Annotated in this window: 6 protein-coding genes; 5 read left to right on the top strand and 1 reads right to left on the bottom strand. The window is 58.7% G+C overall.

The features are described from left to right. Positions 1 to 162: 162 nt before the first annotated feature. Positions 163 to 1,554: a dipeptidase gene (locus BS627_RS18330; protein WP_077984592.1), complete on the top strand. Its 1,392-nt coding sequence runs from the start codon at positions 163 to 165 to the stop codon at positions 1,552 to 1,554. Next, entirely contained in the window at positions 1,551 to 1,775 is a 225-nt protein-coding gene (locus tag BS627_RS24730) for a hypothetical protein (RefSeq protein WP_077984593.1), read from the top strand. Before BS627_RS18330 ends, BS627_RS24730 begins: the two co-directional genes overlap by 4 nt. 188 nt (positions 1,776 to 1,963) lie before the next feature. Here BS627_RS24730 and BS627_RS18340 read toward each other — a convergent pair whose 3' ends face one another. Beyond that, the gene (locus tag BS627_RS18340) at positions 1,964 to 2,173 is read right to left on the bottom strand and encodes a cold-shock protein (protein WP_003492998.1); all 210 of its coding nucleotides are present in this window, start codon (positions 2,171 to 2,173) and stop codon (positions 1,964 to 1,966) included. 459 nt (positions 2,174 to 2,632) lie between these two features. Here BS627_RS18340 and BS627_RS18350 point away from each other — a divergent pair, with 459 nt between their 5' ends. The 3 genes from BS627_RS18350 (at position 2,633) to BS627_RS18360 (ending at position 6,551) form a co-directional block, all read left to right on the top strand. Continuing rightward, on the top strand, positions 2,633 to 3,091 hold the full coding sequence (locus BS627_RS18350; protein WP_077984594.1) for a YbaK/EbsC family protein: 459 nt from the start codon (positions 2,633 to 2,635) through the stop codon (positions 3,089 to 3,091). Between the two features lie 146 nt (positions 3,092 to 3,237). Then, a complete protein-coding gene (locus BS627_RS18355) occupies positions 3,238 to 5,532 on the top strand; it encodes a transglycosylase domain-containing protein (RefSeq protein ID WP_077984595.1) in 2,295 nt (764 codons plus the stop codon). Positions 5,533 to 5,822: 290 nt separating this feature from the next. Then, positions 5,823 to 6,551, top strand: a complete 729-nt coding sequence (locus BS627_RS18360; protein ID WP_077984597.1) for a sugar transferase — start codon at positions 5,823 to 5,825, stop codon at positions 6,549 to 6,551. The last annotated feature ends 133 nt before the right edge of the window (positions 6,552 to 6,684 follow it).

Here is a 6,684-nt window from a genome sequence, read left to right on the forward strand (position 1 = left end):
TACAGCCCGAAACCGCTTCGCACTTTCCCTGAACTGCTCTATCGTTCCGGCGGCCGCACGTTTGCCGATTCACGACGCGCCGGCCCCCTTGTTTCCCGCGATGCGCGATGCCCGGATGTTTCGTCTTATCGCCGGGTCACGACAGACATGACAGGATCATCGATGACAGACGTTTCCCCCATTCTTTCCACCGCCGACGACAATCTCACCTCGAGCCTCGAGCGGCTGTTCGAACTCGTGCGCATTCCCTCGATTTCGACGGACCCCGCCTACAAGGCGGAATGCCGCAAGGCGGCGGAATGGCTAGTCAGAACGCTTTCGGCGCTCGGCTTTACGGCTTCCGTCCGGGATACGGCCGGCCACCCCATGGTCGTTGCGCATCACGATGCAGCCACCGAGGACGCGCCGCATGTGCTTTTTTACGGCCATTATGACGTTCAGCCGGTCGATCCGCTCGAGCTGTGGGAAAACGATCCGTTCGAACCCGCCGTCAAGGATATCGGCGCCGGCCGGCAGGTGATTACCGGACGCGGAACGGCGGACGACAAGGGCCAGCTGATGACCTTCGTGGAAGCCTGCCGAGCGTACAAGGCTGTCAATGGCGGCCTGCCGGTGCGCGTTACCATTCTTTTTGAAGGCGAAGAAGAATCCGGCTCGCCGTCACTTAAGCCATTCCTCGAGGCCAATGCGCAGGAGTTGAAGGCCGATTATGCGCTGGTCTGCGATACCGGCATGTGGGACCGGGATACGCCCGCCATCGCCGCTGCCCTTCGCGGCCTGGTTGGTGAAGAGATCATCATTACTGCGGCTGATCGCGATCTGCATTCCGGCCTTTTTGGCGGCGCCGCCGCAAACCCGATCCACATCCTCACCGATATCCTTGCCGGACTGCATGACGAGACGGGCCGCGTGACGCTTGCCGGTTTTTATGACGGTGTGGAAGAAACCCCTGCCAACATCAAGGCCTCCTGGGAAACGCTTGGCCGCACGGCGGAAGCCTTCCTCGGTGAAGTCGGCCTTTCTGTTCCCTCGGGCGAACAGGGCCGTTCCGTGCTGGAGCAGACCTGGGCGCGCCCGACGGCCGAAGTCAACGGCATCATCGGCGGTTATACCGGCGACGGCTTCAAGACCGTGATCGCCGCCAAGGCCTCTGCCAAGGTGTCGTTCCGCCTCGTCGGCGAGCAGAACCCCGCAGCCATTCGCGACAGCTTCCGGGCCTATGTGCGATCCAAGATTCCGGCCGATTGCTCCGTGGAGTTCCACGAACATGGCGCATCACCGGCCATCCAGCTGTCCTACGATTCGCCCGTGCTCACCAAAGCCAAGAATGCCCTTTCGGAAGAGTGGCCAAAACCCGCCGTTGTCATCGGCATGGGCGGCTCGATCCCGATCGTCGGCGATTTCCAGACGATGCTGGGCATGGATTCGCTGCTTGTCGGCTTCGGCCTGACGGACGACCGCATTCACTCGCCGAATGAAAAATACGATCTGCAGTCCTTCCACAAGGGCATCCGCTCCTGGATCCGCATTCTGGACGCGCTCGCGGCAAAATGACAAAAAAAGAGGAAGCGCCGGTTACCCGGCGCTTCCTCCCTTTCCGTTTGCTCATCGCAAAAACAAAAAGGCCGGGCAAGCCCGACCTTTCCATCCGTTTTCCGTCAATGCCAGTACATCCGTGGTCAAAGCGTTCAACGGTGATGTTCCAGAGCGCGTCCACTTTCATGGCCGCCGCATTTCACCATCAGGATCGGCTGCTTCGGTTAATCTTTGGTTAACGCGATAACAGCGGCACTTTCGAAATGCCCGTCCGACAGCTCTCATCTGAAACACTGTTAAACCCTATATTGGTATGCACTCGCGCCTTTTCAAGGCCCGCCCGTTCGCCGCGCCCTTCAAAAGAAAAAGGCCGGAGAAATCCGGCCTTTCCATTCATGCGAGTGACCCTTTCGGGCCAAAGCGCGTATCAGGCAGCAACGAGGTTGCCTGCGGACATCTTGCCCGAGCGGCGGTCCTGCATCAGCTCGTAGGAGAGCTTCTGGCCGTCGTTGAGGGCGGTGAGGCCCGCACGCTCAACAGCGGAGATGTGAACGAATACGTCCTGCGAACCGTCGTCAGGCTGAATGAAGCCGTAGCCCTTGGTTGCGTTGAACCACTTTACTGTACCAGTCGCCATAACGATTTCCTTCCGTTGGCAATTGTATTTGCACTGCAAGCAGTGCGGACTTGGGTCGAATTTGAAGGAAAAGATCGTCGTGAGCGTCTAAAAAGACGCCGAAGCTCTGGTCGTCAAACAAATATCGATGGCGAAGTACCTAGGTGGGAAGGGGCTGAAAGTCAAGTTTCTTTGAACACGGCCAACTGGTCAGGGTTAAGTAGGGGCCAGACCATGAACGCAAAAACCCGGCGCGGGAGGAGGTGCGCCGGGTTCTTGAAACTGACTGACAATTGGGAGGAGGAGTATTGTCAGTCCAATCGGGCGACGCTGGGAGGAGGAGTGCGTCGCTTCGATGATTTGAAGATACAGGATACCAGCTTAAAAAACAGACGTTTCATCGCAGCGCAGCATTGCGCATATTGCATAGCTATTCCGGGGCGACTTGAAGCTTCTCCGCGTAACGCCTAATAAACACGCATGTCTATCGAATCCGTCAGAGCTTTTTTCACCGAAAAGTCACCCGAGGTTGCCGTGATTGAAACGGAAACGAGTTCGGCGACAGTCGCTTTGGCCGCCGAAGCGCATGGTGTCGACCCTGACCAGATTGCGAAGACCATTTGCCTGAAGGCGGGTGAAACCATTCTTCTCGTCGTCGCCGCCGGCACGAAGCGGCTCGACAACCGCAAATTCCGCGATCATTTCGGCGTAAAGCCGCGCATGCTCGACCCGGAAGAGGTTGTTGCCGTGACCAGCCATCCCATCGGCGGCGTGTGCCCTTTCGGCCTGCCTTCTCGGCTTCCGGTGTTTTGCGACATATCGCTGAAAAACTATCGCGAGGTGGTTCCCGCGGCCGGTGCCACCAATGCGGCGGTGAAGATTTCGCCGGAGGTTATGGCCGAATTGACTGGAGCGGAATGGGTCGACGTCTGCCAATGACGCCGATGTGATCCGGCCAAGACTTAACCCCGCCTTAAATTGCCGCATTTAAACTCTTCATCCTGGATTAAGAATCGCGCAGGCATAGACGCCTTAAACCCGAACGGGATGTGCACGGTTTCGCAAATAGGAGCGACTTCGGCTGGATGGCAGGCAAAGGTAAATCACGCGAACGGGTAGAACCCTCCTTCGGGGATTTCCACGAGTCCGGCGATGACCTGCGTCTTGACGCCAGCGAGCGCATTGGCGGAACCACAAAACAGCAGGCCAAAAACCCGAAGCCGGCATCCAGTCGCACCACCTCCCGCAAGAAAGAAAAGCGCAGCAGCAATTCCGGTCGCGGCGTCATGGGCTTCATCCGCTCCCTCTTCTACTGGTGCATCGTGCTAGGCATCTGGGGCGGTATCGGCGTTGCCGGGCTTGTCCTTTATTATGGTGCGCGCATGCCGAGCGCCAGCAGCTGGTCCATTCCCGAACGTCCGCCGAATGTGAAGATCGTTTCGGTCAACGGCAGCGTGCTTGCCAATCGCGGCACGACCGGCGGCGAGGCGCTCGCGCTGGAAGATATGTCGCCCTATATTCCGCAGGCCGTCATGGCGATCGAGGATCGGCGGTTTTATTCGCATTTCGGGGTCGATCCGCTCGGCCTCGGACGCGCCATCGTCACGAATGTGCTGACGGGGCGCGCCGTGCAGGGTGGCTCGACTCTGACGCAACAGCTCGCGAAAAACCTGTTCCTTTCGCCGGACAGGACGCTGGAACGCAAGGTTCAGGAAGTGCTGCTGTCCTTCTGGCTGGAACACAAGTTCACCAAGGACCAGATTCTCGCGATGTATCTCAATCGCGTCTATTTCGGCTCCAACGCCTATGGCGTCGAGGCGGCGTCTAGGCGCTACTTCAACAAATCCGCGCGCGACGTCAATCTGGGCGAGGCGGCTATGCTCGCCGGGCTTCTCAAAGCCCCCTCACGCCTTTCACCGGCGCGCGATCCGCAGGCGGCGGAAGAACGGGCGCAGGTCGTGCTGCAATCCATGCGCGATGTCGGCTTCATCACCGATGACGAAATCAAGACCGCCATGTCGCAGCCCCCGACCAAGGCGAAACGTTTCTGGTCGGGCGCCGAGCATTACGCCGCCGATATGGTGCTGGAAGAAGTGCGCAGCCTGGTCGGCGAGGTCAAGCAGGACATCGTTGTCGATACCACCATCGACCCCAATCTCGAACGCGACGCCGAGAAGGCGCTGACCCATGTGCTGCAAGGTGACGGAAAGAAGCAGAGCGCCTCACAAGCGGCGCTGGTTTCCATCGATGGCACGGGCGCGATCCGGGCAGTGGTGGGCGGGGCGGATTATGCCGCGAGCCAGTTCAACCGCGCCGCCAAGGCAAAGCGGCAACCCGGCTCCGCATTCAAGCCTTTCGTTTACGTCGCCGCACTCGAAGCGGGGCTTACCCCCTACACGATCCGCAATGACGCGCCGGTACGCATCGGCAACTGGACACCGGAAAATTACGAGAAGAAATATCGCGGCGAAGTCACGCTCGCCACTGCGCTTGCCAATTCGCTGAACACGATCGCCGCACAGCTGGTGATGGAAGTCGGCCCGGAACGGGTGACACAGGTGGCCCATCGCATGGGCATCGAATCCGAGCTGCAGAACAATGCTTCCATCGCGCTCGGCACCTCGGAAGTGTCGCTGATGGAGCTGACGGCCTCCTATGCTCCCTTCATGAATGGTGGCTACAAGGCGACACCACATATCGTCAAACGCATCACCGATGCCGACGGCAAGGTGCTTTACGAAAACAAATACGACAATCCGCCGCGCGTGCTGAGCGAAGAGATCGCCGCGACCATGAACGGCATGTTGTCGCGCGTCATCACAGAAGGCACCGGCAAGGCCGCGCGCCTTCAAGGCTGGCAGGCGGCTGGAAAATCGGGCACGACCCAGTCCTTCCGCGACGCCCTTTTTGTCGGGTATACAAGCAACCTGACCACAGGTGTCTGGTTCGGCAATGACGACGGCACATCAATGAAGAAGGTCACCGGCGGCGGCCTTCCCGCAAAGGCCTGGAAAGATTTCATGACCGCCGCCCATTCGGGGCTGTCGCCTTCGCCGCTCTTCGGCCTCGGTGCATCGGGTGTTCCGCCGCTCGGGGAAATGCAGCAACCGGCGCCGGAAAGCGCGCCCTCCTCCATCGGCGATATCATTTCCAATGCGCTCGGCGGCGGGACTGCGGATAACGATGCCTACCCCCAGGCCCCGGTTGCGCCAAACCCAAATCAGCCGGGCGTGCCGATGCCGCCGGCAAATATCCCTTCCCGCGATATCGAACCCGGCTATTCAGCCAGCAACGGGCCTGTGCCACCCGCCGAAATCGGCGATCAGAGGCCATCCCGACCGAAGCAGACGACCCTGCTCGATATTCTCATGGGAAACTAACGATTTAGAACACGCGGCAGGCGCTGGTCGCGGGGTCGATGGCAATGTCGCCATCGCTGCAGAAAACTCCCGATTTTACAGGGTTTGGTTCCATGCCACAGGCCCTCTCCGCAGCCACGAGCGGAGAGGATGCTCGCCCTTACAACATCCGCGTGCAGTCGCATTAACCGTAGATTGCCATTTGCGCCAGAGCGGTTACATTTCGCATGACTTTTTACGGTAAATGAATTATTAATCCTTCATATAAATTAATTTTCTTCTATCAAAATAACTTTTCAGGGCTCTATATTATGCTGGGTACTAAAGGCTCATCGCATGCCGTTTTTTACGGTGCCTCCTATTCCGCAGCCACAACTTTCGAATCGCCGGAAACGCAACCTTCCTCTTCGGAAAAAACCGTCTCCGCATTTTTGCGCGGCCAGTTCGCGCTCAAAAGAACGATGGATATTGCAGGGGCGTCCATCGCCCTTGTCGCGCTCGCGCCGGTGTTGCTCACCGTCGCAGTGATGGTCAAACTCGACAGCAAGGGGCCGGTCCTGTTTTCGCAGGTCCGCTGGGGTATGAACGGGCGGAAAATCCGTGTCTATAAATTCCGCTCCATGAGAACCGACCTTTGTGATGCCACCGGTGTGGCGCAGACGGTGAAGAACGATCCCAGAATAACCCGGATCGGCGCAGTTCTTCGCCGCACCAATATCGATGAACTGCCGCAGCTTCTGAATGTGCTGAAAGGCGATATGTCACTGGTCGGGCCTCGCTGCCATGCCATCGGCATGCTGGCGGCCGGTCGTCTTTATGAAGAGCTTGTGCCACACTACCATATGCGGCACAGGGTGCGGCCGGGCATTACCGGCCTTGCCCAGATGCGAGGATTGCGCGGCCCGACGGATCGCAGCGACAAGGCCCGCGCCCGAATCGTCTCCGATCTTTATTACGTCGACAATTTTTCGATCTGGCTGGATATCAAGATCATGGTCGGAACGGTGATTTCCGAATTGCGCGGCGGCAAGGGTTTCTGATTTTCACGAGTCATTCGTCCAGGCGTAAAAAACGAAAGCCCGGCAGCGATGCCGGGCTCAGACTGCTGACAAACCCCTGGCGTGAGCTGGGGGTTTATGATTCATTGGGACATGTTGAAGAAACCTGCTCCTG

The sequence above is a fragment of the Agrobacterium salinitolerans genome (genome assembly GCF_002008225.1).
Classification (GTDB): Bacteria; Pseudomonadota; Alphaproteobacteria; order Rhizobiales; family Rhizobiaceae; genus Agrobacterium; species Agrobacterium salinitolerans.

What these genes read in the sequence shown, in the direction of transcription:
- BS627_RS18330 (WP_077984592.1), top strand. Translation starts at nt 163, where the DNA reads ATGACAGACGTTTCCCCCATTCTTTCCACCGCCGACGACAATCTCACC.
- BS627_RS24730 (WP_077984593.1), top strand. Translation starts at nt 1,551, where the DNA reads ATGACAAAAAAAGAGGAAGCGCCGGTTACCCGGCGCTTCCTCCCTTTC.
- BS627_RS18340 (WP_003492998.1), bottom strand. Translation starts at nt 2,173, where the DNA reads ATGGCGACTGGTACAGTAAAGTGGTTCAACGCAACCAAGGGCTACGGC.
- BS627_RS18350 (WP_077984594.1), top strand. Translation starts at nt 2,633, where the DNA reads ATGTCTATCGAATCCGTCAGAGCTTTTTTCACCGAAAAGTCACCCGAG.
- BS627_RS18355 (WP_077984595.1), top strand. Translation starts at nt 3,238, where the DNA reads ATGGCAGGCAAAGGTAAATCACGCGAACGGGTAGAACCCTCCTTCGGG.
- BS627_RS18360 (WP_077984597.1), top strand. Translation starts at nt 5,823, where the DNA reads ATGCTGGGTACTAAAGGCTCATCGCATGCCGTTTTTTACGGTGCCTCC.